The organism is Chromobacterium subtsugae (assembly GCF_035919665.1).
Taxonomy (GTDB): Bacteria; Pseudomonadota; Gammaproteobacteria; order Burkholderiales; family Chromobacteriaceae; genus Chromobacterium; species Chromobacterium subtsugae.
Map to the genome: position 1 here is coordinate 2,132,866 of NZ_CP142381.1, position 19,608 is coordinate 2,152,473.

The 19,608-nt window shown below is 63.6% G+C and carries 19 protein-coding genes; 12 read left to right on the forward strand and 7 right to left on the reverse strand.

What is annotated here, in order from left to right; all coding sequences use genetic code 11:
- The first annotated feature begins 39 nt into the window (after window positions 1-39).
- From U6115_RS10590 to U6115_RS10610, 5 genes are read left to right on the forward strand one after another with little or no spacing between them, the layout of a single operon-like run.
- The gene (locus U6115_RS10590; protein WP_043579123.1) at window positions 40-408 is read left to right on the forward strand and encodes a GPW/gp25 family protein; all 369 of its coding nucleotides are present in this window, start codon (window positions 40-42) and stop codon (window positions 406-408) included.
- Window positions 405-1,526: a baseplate assembly protein gene (locus tag U6115_RS10595; protein ID WP_043579124.1), complete on the forward strand. Its 1,122-nt coding sequence runs from the start codon at window positions 405-407 to the stop codon at window positions 1,524-1,526. The genes U6115_RS10590 and U6115_RS10595 overlap by 4 nt, the downstream gene beginning before the upstream one ends.
- The gene (locus U6115_RS10600; protein WP_043579125.1) at window positions 1,519-2,112 is read left to right on the forward strand and encodes a phage tail protein I; all 594 of its coding nucleotides are present in this window, start codon (window positions 1,519-1,521) and stop codon (window positions 2,110-2,112) included. The genes U6115_RS10595 and U6115_RS10600 overlap by 8 nt, the downstream gene beginning before the upstream one ends.
- Window positions 2,112-3,323 (forward strand): hypothetical protein, encoded by a 1,212-nt coding sequence (locus U6115_RS10605; protein ID WP_043579126.1) that lies wholly within the window; start codon window positions 2,112-2,114, stop codon window positions 3,321-3,323. The genes U6115_RS10600 and U6115_RS10605 overlap by 1 nt, the downstream gene beginning before the upstream one ends.
- A 12-nt stretch (window positions 3,324-3,335) precedes the next feature.
- On the forward strand, window positions 3,336-3,734 hold the full coding sequence (locus tag U6115_RS10610) for a phage tail assembly chaperone (protein WP_043579127.1): 399 nt from the start codon (window positions 3,336-3,338) through the stop codon (window positions 3,732-3,734).
- A gap of 104 nt (window positions 3,735-3,838) precedes the next feature.
- Here the strand turns inward: U6115_RS10610 and U6115_RS10615 are convergent, their stop codons facing one another.
- The gene (locus U6115_RS10615; RefSeq protein WP_052258266.1) at window positions 3,839-4,825 is read right to left on the reverse strand and encodes a hypothetical protein; all 987 of its coding nucleotides are present in this window, start codon (window positions 4,823-4,825) and stop codon (window positions 3,839-3,841) included.
- A 482-nt stretch (window positions 4,826-5,307) separates the two neighbouring features.
- On the opposite strand from U6115_RS10615, the gene U6115_RS10620 reads away from it, so the two are divergent.
- Window positions 5,308-6,054, forward strand: coding sequence for a hypothetical protein (locus U6115_RS10620; RefSeq protein WP_052258268.1), 747 nt, complete (start codon window positions 5,308-5,310; stop codon window positions 6,052-6,054).
- 78 nt (window positions 6,055-6,132) lie between these two features.
- Here U6115_RS10620 and U6115_RS10625 read toward each other — a convergent pair whose 3' ends face one another.
- Window positions 6,133-6,459 (reverse strand): hypothetical protein, encoded by a 327-nt coding sequence (locus U6115_RS10625; protein ID WP_043579163.1) that lies wholly within the window; start codon window positions 6,457-6,459, stop codon window positions 6,133-6,135.
- A gap of 296 nt (window positions 6,460-6,755) precedes the next feature.
- Between U6115_RS10625 and U6115_RS10630 the strand changes: the two genes are divergently transcribed.
- The 3 genes from U6115_RS10630 to U6115_RS10640 all read left to right on the forward strand — a co-directional run bounded on the left by U6115_RS10630 (window position 6,756) and on the right by U6115_RS10640 (window position 9,685).
- Window positions 6,756-8,258 carry an alanine/glycine:cation symporter family protein gene (locus U6115_RS10630; protein ID WP_043579128.1) on the forward strand — a complete coding sequence of 501 codons (1,503 nt, stop codon included), beginning with the start codon at window positions 6,756-6,758 and terminating at the stop codon, window positions 8,256-8,258.
- A gap of 240 nt (window positions 8,259-8,498) precedes the next feature.
- On the forward strand, window positions 8,499-8,630 hold the full coding sequence (locus U6115_RS10635; RefSeq protein WP_043579129.1) for a hypothetical protein: 132 nt from the start codon (window positions 8,499-8,501) through the stop codon (window positions 8,628-8,630).
- A gap of 86 nt (window positions 8,631-8,716) precedes the next feature.
- On the forward strand, window positions 8,717-9,685 hold the full coding sequence (locus U6115_RS10640; protein ID WP_043579130.1) for a M29 family metallopeptidase: 969 nt from the start codon (window positions 8,717-8,719) through the stop codon (window positions 9,683-9,685).
- 71 nt (window positions 9,686-9,756) lie between these two features.
- Here the strand turns inward: U6115_RS10640 and U6115_RS10645 are convergent, their stop codons facing one another.
- The 5 genes from U6115_RS10645 to U6115_RS10665 all read right to left on the reverse strand — a co-directional run bounded on the left by U6115_RS10645 (window position 9,757) and on the right by U6115_RS10665 (window position 15,542).
- On the reverse strand, window positions 9,757-10,692 hold the full coding sequence (locus U6115_RS10645) for a hypothetical protein (RefSeq protein ID WP_043579131.1): 936 nt from the start codon (window positions 10,690-10,692) through the stop codon (window positions 9,757-9,759).
- Window positions 10,693-10,794: 102 nt separating this feature from the next.
- Window positions 10,795-11,853: an RNA methyltransferase gene (locus U6115_RS10650; RefSeq protein ID WP_043579132.1), complete on the reverse strand. Its 1,059-nt coding sequence runs from the start codon at window positions 11,851-11,853 to the stop codon at window positions 10,795-10,797.
- Window positions 11,854-12,013: 160 nt separating this feature from the next.
- Window positions 12,014-13,162, reverse strand: coding sequence for a ferritin-like domain-containing protein (locus tag U6115_RS10655; protein ID WP_052258271.1), 1,149 nt, complete (start codon window positions 13,160-13,162; stop codon window positions 12,014-12,016).
- The gene (locus U6115_RS10660; protein ID WP_047237359.1) at window positions 13,152-15,059 is read right to left on the reverse strand and encodes a GMC family oxidoreductase; all 1,908 of its coding nucleotides are present in this window, start codon (window positions 15,057-15,059) and stop codon (window positions 13,152-13,154) included. Before U6115_RS10660 ends, U6115_RS10655 begins: the two co-directional genes overlap by 11 nt.
- A 36-nt stretch (window positions 15,060-15,095) precedes the next feature.
- The gene (locus tag U6115_RS10665) at window positions 15,096-15,542 is read right to left on the reverse strand and encodes a hypothetical protein (RefSeq protein ID WP_043579135.1); all 447 of its coding nucleotides are present in this window, start codon (window positions 15,540-15,542) and stop codon (window positions 15,096-15,098) included.
- Between the two features lie 919 nt (window positions 15,543-16,461).
- Between U6115_RS10665 and U6115_RS10670 the strand changes: the two genes are divergently transcribed.
- The 3 genes from U6115_RS10670 to U6115_RS10680 all read left to right on the forward strand — a co-directional run bounded on the left by U6115_RS10670 (window position 16,462) and on the right by U6115_RS10680 (window position 19,608).
- A complete protein-coding gene (locus U6115_RS10670) occupies window positions 16,462-16,713 on the forward strand; it encodes an acyl carrier protein (protein WP_047237357.1) in 252 nt (83 codons plus the stop codon).
- A complete protein-coding gene (locus U6115_RS10675; protein WP_043579136.1) occupies window positions 16,706-17,869 on the forward strand; it encodes an acyl-CoA dehydrogenase family protein in 1,164 nt (387 codons plus the stop codon). The genes U6115_RS10670 and U6115_RS10675 overlap by 8 nt, the downstream gene beginning before the upstream one ends.
- A gap of 173 nt (window positions 17,870-18,042) precedes the next feature.
- On the forward strand, window positions 18,043-19,608 hold the full coding sequence (locus U6115_RS10680) for an amino acid adenylation domain-containing protein (protein WP_043579137.1): 1,566 nt from the start codon (window positions 18,043-18,045) through the stop codon (window positions 19,606-19,608).

Genomic DNA, 19,608 nt, shown 5'->3' on the forward strand with positions numbered 1-19,608 from the left:
CGCTGATCGCATTTTCCTGTCGGTCATAGCATTCGCGCTATGACCGAACTCATCCCCGATACCCTGTACTGGCAACCCGCTCTCGCCGCTGACGGCGTGGCAAGCGGCTTGGCCGATATCCACCAAACCATTCGCGTGATTCTCAAAACGCGCAAAGGCGCAGTGCCGCACCGTCCTGAATTTGGCAGCTTGCTGCATCGGTATCTGGACTGGCCGCAAAACCGCATCAGTCCATATCTGGTGCGCGAGGCCCGGGCTGCCATTCTCCATCCGGTCGAAGGAGAACCTCGAGCCGAGGTGGTGGACATCGAGGTGGAACTGTTGCCTGGAGAGGTCCGGCTACGCATAGGCTGGCGCGTCAAGGGCGGCGGCAACCTGGAGCAAACCCAAGTGGAGTGGACCCGATGACAGACAATCTTCCCCGTTTTGTCGATGACGATCCGCAGACGATTACCGCCCAATTGCTCGCCCGTTACGAGGCGATGAGCGGCAAGACGCTGTATCCCGGACATATCGACCGCATCATGATCGATCTGATCGCCAGCGTGGCGGCGCAAAAGTCGGCGGAGATCAACGATAGCGCCCGGCTCAACTTACTGGCTTTTTCACGTGGCGCCATTCTGGACCATCTTGGCCAGTTGGTGGCCACGGCCCGGCTGGCTGCGCGCCCTGCGCGTACCACCTTGCGATTTTCTCGAGGCGCATCGCAGCCCGAAGACATGTTGATACCGGCGGGCACCCGGGTGGCAAGCGGCGATGGCCGCATCGCTTTCTTCACCGGGGGCGACGCCAAGATGCAGGCAGGAGTCGACGCGATCGAAGTCGATGCTATCGCAACCGTCTCCGGCGTGGAGGGCAATGGCTGGTTGCCCGGACAGATCAATGCCTTGCAGGACTTTTCGCCTGGGATTGCGTCCGCTGTCAATTCGACAGTCAGCTCCGGCGGCGCGGACGAGGAGGACGACGAGCGCTACCGGCAACGCATTCGCCTGGCGCCGGAGCGATTTTCAGTAGCGGGACCGGTTGGCGCTTATCGCTTTCATGCGTTGCAGGCCAGCCAGGACATCATCGATGTCGCGGTGTCGGGTGGCGGGCGGGATGTTCCGCCCGGCGTGGTGCGGGTGTATCCGCTGTGCAAGCGCGGCTTGCCCTCCGCTGAGGTGCTGGCGGCCGTGCTGGCGCGTTGCAGCCATGATAAAGCTCGGCCGCTGACAGACCAGGTGGAGGTTTTGCCGCCGCGCGAAGTGCCGTACCGGATCGTCGCGCGCGTCACATTGCTGGCATTTGCCGACGCGAAGACGGTGAATGCCGCGCTCCAGTCTGAGGGCCGATTATTGGTGGAAAGGCTGGCCGCCGGGTTGGGCCGCGATATCGTGCCCAGCCAGATCTCCGCCGCGCTGGCGACTGTGCCGGGAGTCTATCGTGTCGATCTGCGGACGCCGTCAGCGCTGCGAGCATTGGCGCCGTATGAGTGGGCGCGTTGTGATGATTTGGATATTCGGATCGAAGGGAGGGCGGATGACTGACTGGACTCTGTCTCCCAGCGGCCTGTTGCCGGATTCGTTGGCTCATGACCGTCGATTGGCGGCATTCGATGCGTTGCTGGCCGCCATCTGGCAGTTGGATACCCGACCAATGCTGTTGTGCCTGGTGGATATGGTCGCGGCCCAGGCCTTGCCTTGGCTGGCCGACCAGTTCAGTCTGATCGGCGATGGCTGGGAGTTGGCCGAGTCGGATGATGCGCGCCGCCGGTTGATCAAAGGCGCCATTGAGCTGCATTGCCGCAAGGGGACGCCATGGGCGTTGCGGGAGTTGATCCGTCGGCTGGGACTGGGCGAGGCGAGCCTGATCGAGGGCTTGTCCATTCGGGCGCGTGATGGCGGCAGCCGCCGCGACGGAGTCTATGTGCATGGCGATCCGACGGCCTGGGCGCAGTACCGCGTCCTGTTGCGGCAACCGATCGCCAACGATCAGGCGACGCAACTGCGCAAGCTGCTGGATGCGTATGCTCCGGCTCGTTGCGAGTTGGCCAGCCTGGAATACCAAGCGGTGGCTTGCCGACGCAATGGGTCGGTGTCTCGCAACCGCCAATTCAACCGAGGGAGCGCGTAATGGCCAATCTGCAGGAAAAGCCGGTCTGGGAGAGCGGCATCTATCAGCTGGAAACTTCCGATCCGGTGCTGGGCGGCCCGGACGGCATCGACAATCTGCAAGGCAAGCAGTTAGCCAACCGCACGGGCTATTTGAAAAGCCAGGTGGATGATCTGCTGTCCGGCACCCTGGCGGTGGCGTGCGCAGCCCGCCTGACCGCGCCGCGTGTCTTGGGGATGACTGGCGACGGGAGTTGGAGCGTCAGCTTCGATGGCAGCCGCAGCGCCAGCGGCGCGTTGACTCTGGCAGATAGCGGCGTGGCCGCCGGCAGCTATGGCATGGTGACGGTGGATGCCAAGGGCCGCGTCACTGGTGGGCGGCAGATGGCGGCGGCGGATTTGCCCGCGTTGGATTGGAGCAAGATCGTTTCTGGCAAGCCCAGCTCTTTGGCGGGTTACGGCATAGCCGACGCTGCGTTCAAAGATGCGGCAGGCCGGGTTTGGGGGGCGGCTTTCCGCGCGGAGAAGGGGGATCCTTCAGATAGCGGCGAAGATGTCGCTTCCGTCGGGTTCGCGTTTGGGGTGGATGGCGATACGGGCTTGTTCGCGGCGAAGAGTGTTGAACCGGGACGTGGCTCTAGCCGGCTGATGCTGAAGATAGACGGTGATGAACAATGCGCGATCAGCAGTGGCGGTGCGATTTATGCCCGGCAATATGGCTGGCTGCACGAACGCTTCGCCGCGAAGGCGGCAACTCTGGCTGGTTACGGGATCGGCGACGCAGCCAGCAAGAACGATCTGCAAACGGCTGTCAGCCTGCTGGCGGATGGCGTGCCTGAGTCCTTGAATACATTGAAAAAACTGGCGGCCGCCTTGGGTGGAGATAGCGATTACGCCAATACCGCGAACCGGAAGCTGGCGGGCAAACTGGATGCCGTCGCGTTTGACGGCGCAATCGGCCCGCGTGGCTATCAAAAGCGTCCTGGCGGCTTGGTGGAACAGTGGTTCAGCGTGGGTTTCTCCAGGAGGGACGAACAGATGCCGTTTACCTTTCCGACCGCCATGGCCGAGGTGCATGGAGTATGGGTTACCGCGCTGGATGCGGAAGGCGAAGTGACGGCGGTATTGAGCGCGCAGCCATCGCAAACTGGCGGGCAGTTGAGGGTTCGCGGCATTTATGGCGGACCGCCGGATGCCGGTGTCGTCTACGTCCGCGCCATCGGCAAACTTTGAAAGGGGCCTGTCATGTATTTTTCTCCATCTCTTTGCGGTTTTTTCGATGCCGGCAGCACCATCATGCCGGAGGATGCGGTTGAAATCGATGATGAAACTTACCAGACGCTGTTGTCGGCTCAAGCTGAAGGCGCCGTGATAAGCACAGGGGATGATGGCTTGCCGCTGGCTCAGCCCCGTTCTGCCATGACGCTAGATGAGGCAGCGGAGCAAGCGCGTCGGCAGCGCGATCTGCTGCTGAAGGACGCGTTGGCGGTATTGGAGCGTCATGCTGGCCAGACCTGCTTTGGCATTGCGCCGTCGTTGTCGGAGGAGCAGGCGAGGGGGTGGGCGCTGTATGCGCAAGCCTTGCGGGATGTGCCGCAGCAGCCGGGCTTTCCTGCGCAGATGCAGTGGCCGGCCAGTCCTTAGGCTATCAAGGGCAGGTGGGGAAGCAGGCTGAGCAAGCGGGGAATGAAAAAAAACCGCCATGGCAACAGGGGGGCTGCAACACCATGGCGATCAAAAGCGGCGCGTCAGTAGCTCAGCGTGCTGACGGACGGGGTGGCGCTGGAGTTGAGGTTGCAGCTGCTTTGCTGCATGACGTTGGGGCTCCAGGCCAGGCTGGCCGGCTGGGTGATCTGCTTTTTGTTGACGTCGAACAGCTGGATGTTGCTGAAACTGATGGCGCCGTCCTGCGGGTAGTCGCCGCAGCTGGCCACCCCGTATACCTCCAGCACGCCGCCAAAGGCCCAGTTGAAGGTTTGGCCGTAGTTGCTGGTGCGGTTAAGCGCGCTGGACACGTTCAGCGTGACGTCTTTGGTGTTGATGTTCCAGGTGCTGCAGGTGGCGGCGCCGGCGGCGCAGTTGTTTTGCACGGTGCCGACGATCTGGTCGCCGCTGTTCACCGTTTGCGGCGTGCTGTAGTTCACCGCGCCGTCCCGGCAGCAGTTCCAGCTGGCGATGGTCCAAGCGCTGTCGCCAAAGGCATTCCAGCCCAGCACCGGCTGCAGGATGCTTTGCACATTGTTGCTGTCTTGCAGGCCGGGGAAGAAGTACACCACCTGGCCGTCATTGCTGGCCGGCGCGGCGGGCACCGCCCAGCTGGCGTTGATGCCGCTATAGGCGGACGAGGTGACCAGGTCGGTGTCTTCCACCCAGCCGTTCACCGCGTCCTGCGTGGAGGCGGCGCCCGGGCGGGGCGCGCTGTCTGCCGTCACCGCTTCGCCGCGCGCGTTGTAGCGCGGATGGCGGCAGCTGGCGCCGGGGCGGACGCCGCCGTTTTCAGCCTGAACGCGGCCGTCGGCCAGCAGTTTTTCGCCGGGTTTGATCTCTTGCACGCAGGAAGGGTGGAAATAGCCGAAGGGCGTCACCACGTAGTTGGCCGGGACGCTGGCCGGGCGGTGGGCGCTGGCGGCGGTGAGGCCGGCGGCTTCGGTCTGCGACGCCGACGCGCCTAGCGCCGCCAGCAGGGCGACGCCGCGCAGAAATTGCCTGATCCATGCCTTGGTCAGGATTGCCATGCTTGCTCCTTGTGATAAAGGTGAAGACGGGGTGTTTCCTGAAGCGCTGATGCGAACGGTGTGCGTGCCGGCCGGACTTTGCCATGCTTCTGATGATCGTAGTTGCTGGGCTGCAGATTCGGCCTGTCCCAATTGGCAGTCAGCGGGAACTTGGCAAAATCAATAGCTTATGCGGCTGCCTGGTGGGGCGCGATGGCGATGCATGGGCGCTGGCCCAACAGTCAGGCCCGGAGCGCCGTGTGTTTGCCGAATCCGCTTTGCGGGTAGGTGTTCGTACTAGCTTGAATCGATGAACGCATGCGCTCACAGTGGCGGACATGCTGGTGTGATTTAGCTGGCTGCAATAGGCTCCGCCTGTCAAACCCGCCATCTTCCCTGTTAGGTATCCGGGATGGATTTCCGACCTTCCCGCAAGCGATGGCCGGCTGTTTTCGACGGATTCGGGCTGTCATGTCTCATCCTCAATCCTCCAGGAGCATGCCATGTCGTCCAATACCATCCATATCACCGCAAGCGACAACGAGCTGTATGTGCTGGCTTACCAATGGGGCGCCAGCTACCAGTTGGCGCATATCCAAAGTGGCAACGGCAATGCCGTCAATGTCACGGTGAATATCAATCAGGGGGCTTACACCGAGCCGGCGGTGCAAAACGGCGTGAACGGGCCGTTGAACAGCACCTATTCGGTCAACCTGCCCAGCGGCGACTACGAGCTGGTGGCGGTGGGGGTCAACTGGGGCGGGCCGTGGAGCTTCGCGCTCAATGTGAACGGCGGCGCGCAAAAGGCCGGCAGCGGCGCTGCGGGCAATGGCGTGGTGTGGTTCACCGAGGGCGCGGGCTCGCCGGGCACCGGCATTCCCATCACCGTGCAGCCGGGTGGGCCGCAGATTGAAACCGTCAACGTCAGCACCCATCCGGCCATCCCCGCGGGGATGAAGGTGGCCTTCATGGCCGGGCCCAATTCGCCCACGCCTGACGGCGAGAGCTCGACTTGCAACGTGATCCGCTACAACGGGCTGACCTACTGGGCGTATTCGTACATCGACAACCGGGTTTCGCTGGGGCTGGTGGCCTACGATGCGTCGGGCAAGCAGGTGGCGCAGCAGGAGCTGCAGGGCACGCGCTATTTGTGGAAGATCACTTCCGACCCGGCGGCGCAAACCGTCACTTTCTACGGCCAGAGCAATCAGTCGGTGACCCGCGCCTGGAATCAGCTGCCGACGCATTAAACCGGCTGGTTTCGCCGGCCTGAATGCCGTCCGCCCGCGCAGGGCGGGCGGCATTTTCATTTATCTGGCCGGGCTCGTTCAGCCGGGGTCTTGCCGGCAGGCTTTGCCGGTGCCGGCGAAGCCGCCGTACAGCTTCATCTGGTCCGGCGTTTTGCGGGAGATGAAGAAGCTGTCCGGCAGGGCCTGGCCGGCATTGGCCTTGGGCCAGGTCAGCAAGCCTTTTTCATCCATGATGCCCTGGTAGCTTTGGCCGTTGCGGGTCAGCTCCACGGTTTGGCTTTGCCGGTCGTAGCGGAATGTCACCTGGTCTGCGCAGTGGTAGCTGGCCTTGACTTTTTGCTGCTGCTGGCAGCCGCAAAGCGCGGCCAGCAGCATGGCGGCCGCCAGGCGGACGGGGGTGGGCATCGGCATGGTCCTTTGGTGTCAAACGATTCGGCCGCCACTATACCACGCGGCAGGAGCCGCCGCGTTTGGGCGGGCGGGGCGGGAGATGGATTGGAGTGTTTGCTCCATATGCCGTCAGGTTTTTATGGCGGCGGCAAGCGCATTGCGCGCAATTTGTTGTAATTGATGATTTTTACAATCCATTTACTGGAGTTGGCGGTGGTTTGCTCATTATCTTGTCGGTTCAGTACGGACAGTCAGCGCGCGGAATCATAAAAAAAGCTGATTGCCGGCCTTCGTTTACAGAGGAGAACCCGATGGATGATTTGGTCAACGCCGTCAACGGCGTGGTTTGGAGCCCGGCGCTGATTTACCTGTGCCTGGGCGTGGGCTTGTACTTTTCGGTGCGCACCCGCTTTTTACAGATGCGGCATTTTCGCGAGATGCTGCGGCTGATGTTCAATCGCCAAAGCAGCAGTTCGGGCGTGTCGTCGTTTCAGGCGCTGGCCATGACGCTGGCGGGGCGGGTGGGCACCGGCAATATCGCCGGGGTGGCCACCGCCATCACTTTCGGCGGGCCGGGGGCCATGTTCTGGATGTGGATGGTGGCGTTCCTGGGGGCCAGCTCCGCCTTTGTCGAATCCACGCTGGGCCAGGTGTACAAGGAAAAGATAGACGGCCAGTACCGCGGCGGGCCGGCGTTCTACATTGAAAAAGGCCTGGGGCAGAAGTGGTATGCCTGGCTGTTCGCCATCACCACGGTTGTGGCCACCGGCTTGCTGTTGCCGGGCATTCAGTCCAATTCCATCGCCAATTCCATGCAGTCGGCCTTCGGCATCGCGCCTTCGGTGTCGGCGGCGGTGCTGGCCATCATGCTGGGCTTCATCATTTTTGGCGGCGTCAAGCGGATCGCGGTGTTCGCCGGGGCGGTGGTGCCTTTCATGGCGCTGGGTTACATCATTGTCGCCTGCGTGGTGATCGCGCTGAATATCGAGCAACTGCCGGGCGTGGTGGCGCTGATCTTCAAGAGCGCTTTCGGCCTGGAGGCCGGCATGGGGGCGATTCTGGGCTTCGCCATCCAGTGGGGCGTGAAGCGCGGCATTTATTCCAATGAGGCCGGCCAGGGCACCGGCCCGCACGCGGCCAGCGCGGCGGTGGTCAGCCATCCGGCCAAACAGGGCCTGGTGCAGGCGTTTTCGGTGTACATCGACACGCTGTTCGTCTGTTCCGCCACCGCTTTCATGCTGCTGATCACCGGGCAATACAATGTGCAGGGCCCGGACGGCCAGGCGCTGTACACCGGCATCGCCGGGGTGGCTGCCGGCCCCGGCTATGTGCAGACGGCGATGGAAAGCATCCTTCCGGGCTTCGGTTCGGTGTTTGTGGCGCTGGCGCTGTTCTTCTTCGCTTTCACCACCATCATCGCTTACTACTACATCGCGGAAACCAATGTCGCCTACATCAACCGCAAGGCGCAGCGGCCGTGGCTGGTGTTCGCGCTGAAAATCGGCCTGATGGCGGCGACGGTGTACGGCGCGGTGAAGACGGCGGACATGGCCTGGGGGCTGGGCGATATCGGCGTGGGGCTGATGGCTTGGCTGAACATCGTCGCCATCATCTTGTTGCGCAAGCCGGCTCTGGCCTGCCTGAAAGACTACGAAGCGCAGCAGGCGCAAGGGCTGGACCCGGTGTTCCACCCGGAAAGGCTGGGCATCGCCAATGCCGGCTATTGGAGCGGCGGCCGAGCCGAGCTCAACCAGGCGGCGGAGCGGCCCGGCGAGCAGCCTGCCGGCGAAGCCGCTCCGGTCAAGGCAAGCTGACGCGGCTTGCCGGCATCAAAACCAAACGCCCGGCTTTGTCCGGGCGTTTGGTTTGCCTGGGCTGCGGGCGAGGCAGATTGATGTATTTGTCATTCCATTTCGTCAGAAAGCGCGGGCTTTGATAGCATTACTAATACTATCAATTCATGAACTTTCTCAATAAATATGCATCTGTAATCTTGTCGGGGCGTTTGCCTTGGCGTGACCGTGTTTTCTTGATAACTACACAGGAGATGCAAAATGATCGAAAACATCCAAACCCAGGATATCGAACTGGATGCCTGGTTCCAGGAAGAAACTTTCGCCGAAGCGGTTGAAATGATGCAGGACAAGGCGGTTGTGCCGTTCGGCACGGCGCTGTGGCCGGTCTGAAGCCGGGGCATTCATCCGCATTTTGCAGAACGGGGCCGGGCGGCCCCGTTTTTGGGGAGGGGTTCATGCGCGCTAGCGATGATGATATGCGAAGCATACAGAATATGTATGCCTGCCTGGCCTTGCATCCCGCGGTCAGGGACAAGGCCGCGGCCGGCGAACCGGTGCGCCTGCTGCTGGGTTTCGATGGGTTTCACCAGGGCATAGCCAGCGCCATCGCGGCCGGCGCCGCCGCCGAGTTTCCCGGCGACGCGCAGCTGCTGCCGCTGGAAACAGCCCAGCCCGACGACATCGCCGACGCGATAGCGCGCTGCGATGCGTTCATCTTTCTGTACCGCTCATCCACGCTGCAGGCGGTTGGCCACCTGGGGCCGGCGTTTCTGCAGCCGATCAAGAAGACCATGCAGGACAACTGGAAAAAATCCATCCTGTTCAAGGACTACGGTCCGCACTTTCATGAGGCGTTCGCCGAGCCGCGCGCCAGCATCGCCGCGCGCAACCACCGCTTGATGGCGCTGGCCAAGGAGTCGCGGCAGGTGGTGTTTGAACAAGCGGACGGCGGCCGGCTAACTGGCTCCATCGGCCCGGAGCAGGCCTGGACTTCGATAGACGGCGACGGCAATGTCGACCTGACGCCCGGCGAGATCGCCACCACCATCCGCGATCTGGACGGCGAAGTGCGTTTCAGCGGCGCCTTTCTCAGCACCATCCCCTTTGCCGTCAAATACGGCGTGGTGCGGGATTTCGTCTCCATCCGCATACACGCCAGCCAGGTAGTGGATTTCTCTTGCGACGACGCGCGCTTCGCCGCCGATTTCGACAAATACCTGGCGGCCAATGCCGGCAACCGCACGGTGGAGGAGTTCGGCATCGGCACCAATTGCGGGGTGAAGGGCCTGTACGGCTTGAACGCCGGCTTCGAGGAGCGCCATCCCGGCCTGCACCTGGGGCTGGGCGGCGGCGTGCTGGGCAGCCACCACCTGGATCTGATCTTTGCCAACGGCCGGCTGAGTTTTGACGGCACGCCGTTTTTCGACGACGGCTTTCTGATCTAACCCGCGGGCGCTGGCGGGGCATCCGCTTTCAGGCCGCCGCGGGCGGCCTTTCTTGCGGACGGGCCGGCCAGCTATGCGCCGGCCGTGGCCAGCATGCCGGTCAGGCGCTGCAGTTTCTGTTCCAGGGGCAGGTGCAACGCAGCCCAGTGCTGGTCCAGCGCGTCGATCTGACCGGCGATTTCACTGGCATGGGTGTGCCGTTCGCTTGTCAGCGGCTGGCCGCCGGGAGTGAGCAGCGCGTGGATGGAAAACAGGGTCTTGCGCATCGGCAAGGCATTGATCAGCGCGGCCCGGCTTATCAAGTAGAAGCCGACTTCGGTTTGCGCCAGCTCCGGCAGCGGATATTGCGTCGCCACCGGCGTGGTATGCGGCCAGCCAAGCTGGCGGCAGTGGTCGGGCCGCAGCGACATCGGGCTTTTGGCCAGATTGCCGGCGTGGAGCCGCGCGCCGTTGGCATGGTAGGCATGGCAAACCAGTTGCGAACAGAACATCTCGCCTTGTTCCTTTGCGCCGCCGCTGATCTTCCCCGTGGCCGGATGCAAGGGCAGAAACTTCAGGAATTCCTTCACGCTGGCGTAATCCCCGCCCCATAAGTCCAGCGCGGTTTGGGCGATGCCTCGGCCCAGGGCGGCGGCGTCCTGTTTCAGTCGGACTACCCGGAAATATTCATAGCCGTCGGCCTGCGGGCGATAGTTGACGCGTAGTTTTGGCGGCGCGGCGTCAGGCGAGAGCGCGGCGGGCGCATCGTGGAAGAAGTCGTCTGCTTTCAGGCTAAGGGCGCGCAGGGCGATGCCATCGCGCACCGCTTCCACCAGCAGGCCGTGGCCCAGGTATACGCTGGCATGGGTGCAAAACTCCCTGCGGGCGCGCAGCAGGTCGCGGGTCGGGTGCAGCACGCGTTGCGCGAAAATCAATTTGCGGTCGGACGAGACGCTGCGCGAAAGAATGATGTCGCCCGGCTGCATGGCAAGCAGGTCGACTACGGGCGGGGCGTTGCGGGCAGGCATGGTGGCATCTCCATTGCATATGGTTCGGCAACTTTGGATGTTAATGCATTTTGGATGCGATGCGGTTTTTTGCCGCGCCTGGCCTGCCGCGGGATGGACGGCTTACGCGCGGGCTATGCCGGCCTGCTCCCGCCGCGATAGCCGGCTGGCGTCTATCACGTGCGCCGCCCGCGCGCGAAGCTGGCCGCAGCCGCCGTCAATGTCCTGGCCGGCGGAGTCGCGTACCTTGGTCAGCACGCCCTGGCTGTGCAGATAGCGCTTCATTTCTTCTATGCGTTCGGCGGCGGGGCGCTGAAAGCTGTCGGCCTCCAGGCTGTTGTAGGGAATCAGGTTGAGCACGCCGAATTTTCCCTTGAGCAGGCCCGCGATGGCGTCCATCTCTTGCTGGCTGTCGTTGATGCCGGCCAGCAGCGTCCACTGGTACTGGATGGGGTAGCCGGTGAGGCGGGCGTAGGTTTCGCCCTGCGCCACCAGCTCGGCCGGGTCTATCCGCGGCGCGCGCGGCAATAGCTGCTGGCGCAGGTCGGCGCGGGTGGTGTGCAGCGACAACGCCAGCGCCGGCCTGACGCGCTGCTGGGGCAGCCGTTCGAACACGCGCGGGTCGCCCACCGTGGAAAACACCAGGTTCTTGTGGCCGATGCCGCCATCGGTGCCCAGCCAGTCTATCGCCTCCAGCACATTGTCCAGGTTGTGCGCCGGCTCGCCCATGCCCATGAACACCACTTTCTTCACCGGGCGGATGCGGCGCGCCAGCGCCACCTGCGCGGCGATTTCGGCGCTGCCCAGCTGGCGCAGCAGGCCGGTCTTGCCGGTCATGCAGAAGGTGCAGCCCACCGCGCAACCCACTTGGCTGGATACGCACAAGCCGTCCCGTGGCAGCAGCACGCTTTCCACCATCTGGCCATCGGCCAGCGCCACCAACAGCCGCAAGGAGCCGTCGGCGGCGGGGTGTCGCGAGTGGACGCGCGCCAGCGCTTCCAGCCGCGCGGCGATGGGCGGCAGGCCGTTGCGCACCGACAGCGGGAAGTAGTCTTCGCTCTTTTGCCGGCTGGTGCCGGCATCCAGCGGCAGGCCTTGCAGCCAGGCGCGATGGATACGGCCGATGTGGCAGGGGCGGGCGCCGATGTCGGCTAGGGCTTGGTGCAGTTCCTGGATGCGCATGTCTGGTTTCTTGCCGCAGGCGCGGCTCTTGGCCGCGGGTTTGGATTCACGGCGCGTAGGGTAGCGCAAGATGGGCGCGGGCGGGCGGGTTTTGTGGCGGGGAGGGCGCTGGGGAAGGCGGCGCGGTGGGCCGCGCCGCCTTTGTTAACCCGGCATGGGCTTACAGCGGAACGTATTCGAAGCTTGGCCCCGCCCTTTGGCCGGCGCCGTTGGGAAGGTTGAGCAAGGCCTGGGCCTGGTACTTGAGCTGGTACATCACCGGTATCGCCTCGCCCAGCCGGTCGGGCTTGCCGTTGCAGGAGATGTGCAGCAGGTTCAGCAATTGGCAATAAGTGCGGTTGAATTCCCAGGACTGCCGCCGCAGCGGCGAATCTTCCGGGTAGTCGGCCATCCTGGGGTTGGGCGCCATGTCGATGACCGCGTTCCAGTCCACCTCCACGGCCGGGCCGGTGGGCGGCAGGCGCGCGCTGTCGTCCGGCAGATAGCGCCGCGCGTGCTTGATCTCGTTGAAGCGGAAGTAGTGCGCGTATTCGACATCCTGGCCGAACTCAATGCTGTCGGTATCGATGATGGTGCCATCCACGCCTTCGCCCTGGCCGATGATTTCCTCGATGGCGTTCCGCGCGTCTTCCAGCGAGCGGATTGCCAGCAGTTTGCCGCCGCCGCCGTAATAGTGCTCGGGCAGGATTTGATAGCCGGCTTTTTCCGGAAACTCGTCAAACAGGCTGCGGCCATGCTTCAGCCAGTTTTCGGCGTCCAGCTCCTCTATCGCCAGCCGGATGGCATCGTAGAACTGGCCGATGCTGTTGTAATGGTTGGCCTCGGGCGGCGCGTCGCTTGGCGCGGGCATTTCTATCTGCAGGAAAACGCTTATGGTGTCGGGCGAGAATTTTTGCAGCGGCACCTTGAACGCGTTGTCGCTGTGGGGCAGCGGGGCCGGGTATTCCGGGATGAAGTGCGGCGTGTTGATGGCCGGGCTGCCGCCAAGGGCGTTGAGGATGTTGCAAACCTGGATCATGTGCAGCATCTCTTCCATCACCACGCCTTGTATCGCCTGGTAGGCGAAGCGATTGCGGCGTTCATCCAGCGTGTACAGCGTGGTCAGGTAGGGCGGAATGGTGGTGTGTTCCAGCTGGATGGCGGTTTGCAGGTGCTCGCGCAATTGCGGCAGGGTTTTGATGGTGCCGCTAACTTGAAACTCCGCCGGCTCGGCGGTGAAGCGCAGCGCCTGCAGCGGGCTTTGCAGCGGACGGACCAGGCGTTGGCGGCGGCGGCCCTGGGCGGTCTGGACGAGGTAGTCATTGCTCATGAGCGTCTCCTTGGCGGGATGGCGAGTCCAGTTGCTTGAGGATGTTTTCCGCGGCCATGAAGGCCAGCGCGGTCAGGGTCAGGGTGGGGTTGGAGGTGCCCAGCGTGGGCATATTGCCGCAGCCCACCAGATACAGATTGTCGTGGTCCCAGGTTTGCTGGGTCGGCTTCACCACCGAGCTGGCCGCCTCGCTGCCCATCCGGTGCGTGCCGACGATGTGGCCGGCGCCCCAGAACTGATAGGTCTTGCCCTGCCACTGCACCACGTCCTGGTCGCCCTCGTTGGCGGGGTAATGCGTGTAGTCCTTGATCTGCGCCTGGGCGAAGATCTGGTCCGACGCTTCCTTGGCAGCGGCGAAGGCCCTGAGCTCGTAGTCGGACAGCGAGTAGTGGATCACCGGCCTGGGGTTGCCCAGCCGGTCCAGGAAGCGCTCGTCTATGGTGATGCGGTTTTCCGGCCTGGGCAGCTGTTCGCACTCGAAATGCAACAGCGCCTGGCGCGGCACGCGGTCGGCCAGATAGGCGCGCAGCGCCTTGCCGAACAGGCCCTTGTTCATGCCGTCGCTTAGATCGCTGCCGGGCGAGAAAACGGGCCACGACCAGCCCCAGTTGTCCACCGGGGAGATCCACGCGGAAAAATCCTTGCGGAAGGCGCCGTCGCGGAAAGTGGGGATGTAGGTGGTACAGCCCGGGCCGCGGTAGGGATAGACCTTTTCGTGCTTGAACAGCCCCCAGGTCAGCATCACCTGGTGGTCCATCAGGTTGCGCCCCACCTGGTCGCTGCTGTTGGCCGCCCCCGACATCAGCAGCAGCTTGGCGTTTTCCAGCGCGTTGGCCGCCAGCACGTACAGCGTGCCCTCGGCGGTATGGTTGGTGTAGCCGCCGGCGTCCGGCTGCTGGTAGCGCTTGTATTCGATGCCGGTCACCCGCCGGCTTTGCGGGTCGATCCGCACTTTGGACGCCACGGCCTGGGTGTGGATGGTCAGCCGGCTGCGGTCAGCCTGCTTCAGGGTTTTCAGCGCATTGTACTTGGCCTGGACCGGGCATAGCGGCACGCAGCTGGCATTGCCTTCGCAGCGCTCGCCGGTATACGGCGACCAGGTCGACCCTATGACTTGATACTGCGCGCCGACTCGCTGCGGAGCGAAGCGCTGCGAGGCCGGCTCCCAGGCGATGGCGGAGTAGGGATAGTCCGGATTGGGGGTGGAGTTGCGCCCCTGCGGCATGCTGATGAAGCTGACGTCGTAGTCGGCGCCGTCCACCCGCACCTTGGCGCCCTGGGCGTTGCGGATCCACACCTTGTCCTGGTACGACTGCGGGATGGCCTGCATCGGAAACACGTAGCCGGCGCCGTAGTTGGCGCGGCCCATGTCCGGGCCGACCTGGGCGGCCGCATCTCCTGACACGCCTATCTCCAGCTCGGCCAGTTCGTAGTAGGGCTTGAGCTCGTCGTAGCTGATCGGCCAATCCACGCCGCGGCCGTACAGCGTCTGCATGCGGAAGTCGTTGGGCAGCATGCGCGGCACATTGCCCAGCCAGTGCAGCGTGGTGCCGCCCGGGGTGCGCAGGCAGTCGCTGCCGAAGGCCAGCGGACCCATCTGCACCAGGTAGCCGGTCTGGTCCATCGGGTCGCCCAGCGCGATGTCCAGCACATTGGGCGCCGGGGCATCCTGCAGCGCCGGATAGGGGCCGTTGGTGGCCGGGTTGGCCTTGTAGTGGAAGGTGTCGACATAAGACTGGTAGTTGGCGAACGCGGATTCGGCGTCCAGCTCCAGACCGGCTTGCAGTCCGGCTTCCAGCATCAGCACCCGCTTGCCAGCCTGGGTGAGGCTTTTGGCCAGCACCGCGCCGGCGATGCCGGTGCCGACAATCACAACGTCGTATTGGGAGTCGCGCATGATGGGCTCGCTTGATGGGTGTGCTTGCGCACGGGATCAGTTGGGATTGAGCGGCTTTTCCGCCCAGGAGCCGAAGCCGGGCTGCCTGGCGCCGGGCGGATGGGTTTGGGCGGCGCGCCAGACCAGGCTCTGCACATAGGCCTCGCTGCTGACGTTGTGCTGCATGGCCAGGCCAAAGTTCTGGTTGGCCGGAATCCATTGGCCCAGGTACCAGAGATTGATGAGGTTCTGCGCGAGGCCGCCGAACTGGCTGACGGGAAAGAGCTGGGCGGCGATCATCTCGTGGATGGCGGTTTCATCGCCTCCGCCCTCCTGCAGGATTCTGCGCGAACAGGACAGGAAGCCTTCGACATCGGCCGGGGGGTTCTGGCGCAGGACGGTGTCCCAGTAGAGGCTGGCCATGCCGGTGGCTTCCAGCTCGGTCGCGCTGAAACCGGTCAGCTGGGATGAAATATCCAGAAACAGGGGTATCGGGTCGTTCATGGGCGCTTCCCTTCAAATGATGGGCGCGAGGCGGAGCGCGCCGTCGTCAGGGGGCGGCCGCCGGCGACCGGGGAGGAGCAGGACCGGAAAATCCGGCGTCACTGCGGGCAGGGCGTTGAGGAGCGATTCCAGAATGGCCGCGCGGGCAATCTTTTCGGCATGGCTGCGGTTTATTTTGCGCCGGCGGCGTATAGGCGGCCGGCAATGCCGGGAAATGGCGCGCGATCATGCGGTTTGTTTTTATGGATAAGTTTGTTGTAAGTAATGGCTGCGCATTGTTCAATTCGTACTTTTACGCAAGCTTGATATCGCTATCTATTTGATTTTCCGGAGTCGGACTCAAGGGCGGGGGATGCGCGCAAGATAAAGGGCGGCATTCCGTCGGCGGGACAAGACGCGGCGAATATGACAGGCAGGGCCAGCTCTGGATCCGATCAAATGGATGATCGCGTCCGCAGCTGGCCCTGCCGCCTTGCAAGCGGGTGGCTGGCTTTACTGCGGCGGGAAATCAGCCATGCGCGGGATTAGGCGTTTTCCGGTGACGCAAATGGCGCCGGCTTTGGGTGGGGGGGAGGGAAACGGCAGAAGCCTCGTTGCACGGGAAGGGGGTGGCTTTTCTATTACGCGGCATGAGAAAAAAACATGTTTATAACAGTGTGTTTACATGGCCGGCTGAGACTGGCGGATAGAGGATAAGTTCTTGCTGGGCGGGCGGATTGGCGTCATTCCCCAATGTTTTATGGGAGATTGCAGCCATGTTAAAAATGCCAATTGAATACCTTGCGACTGTCATTGTGATGATATATGCTTCGTTGCCAATGTCATTATCGGCAATGGCTGGGACGGCTGCCCGCCAGCTGTGGGGCCGCAAGGAATGGCCCCATGGAATGTAAACTCGCAAAGGGAATGGTAAATCGCAATGGACGTATCCGCGCGCAAAAGTCTGGTGTCTGAATACCTGTGCAAATTGGCTGGGCAACAGGATCTGGATGAGTCGGTCAATATCTTCGAAACTGGTTTGGTCAACTCTTTGGCCGTTATTCAGTTGATTGCCTTCCTGGAAAAGAATTTCCGGATCAAGGTTGAAATCGACGATCTGGACACCGCTAATTTCTCCAGCATCCGGGCAGTGTGCGATTTCCTGGAACAAAAGGCGGCGGCAAATGCTTGAGCGTTTTCTGTCCCCTTCGCAAAACGCGTGGCTGCGAGAGTTTGAGCGATTCGCGGCGGTTGAAGTCGCGCCTTATGCCGATGATTGGGACTTGCGCGAAGCCACGCCCGCGGCCGTGGTGCGAAAGCTGGCGGAAAACGGCTGGCTGGGCGGGTTGGCGGCGAAGGAAAGCGGCGGCCTGGGCTTCGACGCCACCACGTTCGGCTTGCTGAACATGGCGATCGGCGCCGGCAGCGGTTCGCTCACTGGGCTGTTGAATGTCCATTCCATGGTGTTGAAAACCCTGGAAACCTGGGGCTCGCCAGAGCAGAAGCAGCGCTTTCTGGCGCCGCTGGTGAAGGGCGAGATCATAGGCGCGTTCGCGCAAACCGAAGTCTCCGCCGGCGGCGACTCCAGAAATCTGTCGACCCGGTTCGATGAGCGCGGCGATGAGCTGATCGTCAGCGGGCAGAAAAGCTGGATCACCTTCGCCCAGATAGCGGACCTGTTTCTGGTGTTCGGCAAATACCAGGGGCTGGATACCGCGGTGCTGGTGCCCAAGGATACGCCCGGCCTGACGGTGACCGCCAAGAAGAACATGCTTGGCTTCAAGAGCGCGTATCTGGCGGTGCTGGATTTCGACGGCTGCCGCATCCCCAAGACGAATATCGTCGGCAAGCCAGGGTTCGGCCAAAGCCTCATCTCCACCGGCGCGCTGGATTACGGCCGCATCAGCGTGGCCTGGGCCGCGCTGGGCATCCAGCAGGCGGCGCTGGCCGCGTCGGCCCGCCGGGCCGGCTCCCGCTCCACCTTCGGCACGCTGCTGGCGGACCAAGGCATCATCCGCGCCTATCTGGCGGAAATGTCCGGCAGCCTGCTGGCTTCGCAGCTGATTTGCCTGTCGGCCACCCAAGCGAAAGAGGCCAGGGAGGAAGACGCGCTGGAGCAAATTCTGCAAGCCAAGCTGTTCGCCTCGAAAGAGGCGGGAGACGCGGCGGCGAAGGCGGTGCAGATCCATGGCGGCCACGGCTGCGATGAAAGCAGCGGCGTCAGCCGTTTGTACCGGGACGCGAAGATATTGCAGGTCGTCGAAGGCAGCAACGAATTGCAGAAAATGCTGATCGGCAAGGAAGTCTGCAACCGCTACGGCCACGGCGCGCTTCAGCCCGCTTCGTGAGCGGCGCCGCGCGCTGCCGCGCCCACTGAAACCCATCCATCCAAGTCAAGCCGCTCCGCCGGCAAGCCGCTTGTCGCAAGCGCTTGCTCGGCGCGCCATCGCCCGGCGTTTTCGCCATGCCGGGCGCGGCGCGCCGGCGGAGGCCGCGGCGGCAATCCGAGGAATCCGGCGTCATGAAAAGCAGCCGACTGATCACTGATTTTTTCGAAAGCACGGCGAAAGGCAATCCGGACCCGGCGATACGCTGGGGCACAGGGCGCTCTTTGTCCTGGAACGAGCTATACGCCAGGTCGCAGCGGCTGGCCCGCCATCTGCTGGACCAGCGCGGCCTGCGGCGGGGCGACTGCGTCGCCATCGGTCTGGAGCGCGGTCCGGATTTCCTGACGGCGGCCTACGCGGTGTTGCTGGCCGGCGGCGTTTACTTCCCGATTGACGCCAAGACGCCGCCCGCCCGGATGGCTTCGATGTTTGCGACCGCCCAATGCCGGCTGGCGTTTTGCGGCGAGGCGCAGGCGGACGCGTTCGCGCGGGCCGCGCCCGGCCTGGCGCTGATCCGCGGCGATGCGCTGGAGGGGATTTTCCAGGCCGATCCGGATCCGCAGGCTGGGCCTTCCGATGGCGCGCCCAGGCTGGAGGCCTCGGACCCCGCCTATCTGATTTTCACCTCGGGCAGCACCGGCGCGCCCAAGGGCGTGCTGGTCAACCACGGCGCGCTGATCAACCGCCTGCAGTGGCACCAAGAGCACAGCGCGGCGACGGCGGCGGACATCATTCTGCAAAGAACGGCGCTGACCTTCGACGTGTCCTTGTGGGAGCTGTTTTTGCCGGCCCTGAACGGCTCCAGCCTTTACTTGCTGCAGCCGGGGCTGGAGTCCTTCCCGCGCGGCATCGTCGCCGCGCTGGAAAGCGAAAAGATCACGCTGGTGCATTTTGTCCCCAGCTTGCTCAAGCCGGTGCTGCGGGAGTTGCAATATGACGGCTCGGCGCTGCCGGCCCTGCGCAAGGTGTATGTGAGCGGGGAGTCGCTGCAGGCCAGCCTGGTGGAGCAATTCCAGCAGGCGTTCGGTTCGCGCTGCCTGCTGACCAATTTGTACGGTCCCACCGAGGCGGCCATCGACGTCAGTTTCTACGATTGCGCGGAGCCGGCGCCGGATGTCGTTCCCATCGGCGCGGCGCTGACCGGCTGCCGCCTGCACATCGTCGATCCCGACACCCTGGCGCTGAAGGGCAATCTGGAGGTCGGCGAGATCGCCATCAGCGGGATCTGCCTGGCCGACGGTTACCGCAACCGGCCAGACCTGACGGACAAGGCCTTCGTCTTCCACCCGCAATTGCGCGAGCGCGTCTACCTGACCGGGGACCTGGGCTGGTGCGAGGGCGGGGAGCGCTTTTTCTGCCAGGGCCGCAAGGATACGCAGGTGAAGCTGCGCGGTTTGCGCATCGAGCTGGGCGAGATCGAGCACCACCTGCTCAACCATCCGGCCATTACCGAGGCGGTCGCTTGCGTGGTGGAGGACGCGGACGCCGAGCAATGGCTGGTGGCCGCCATCGTCGCCGGCGCCGAGGCGCTCGACCCCCAGGACTTGCGCCGCTTCCTCGCCGCGCAAACGCCGGCCTACATGCTGCCGGCGCGCTATTGGCAAGCCGGCGGGCTGCCCAGGAACAGTTCGGGGAAGCTGGACCGCAAGGCCATTGCCGCGGCCATGCGCGAACGTTTTTTCAGCGAGACGGTGGTTTGA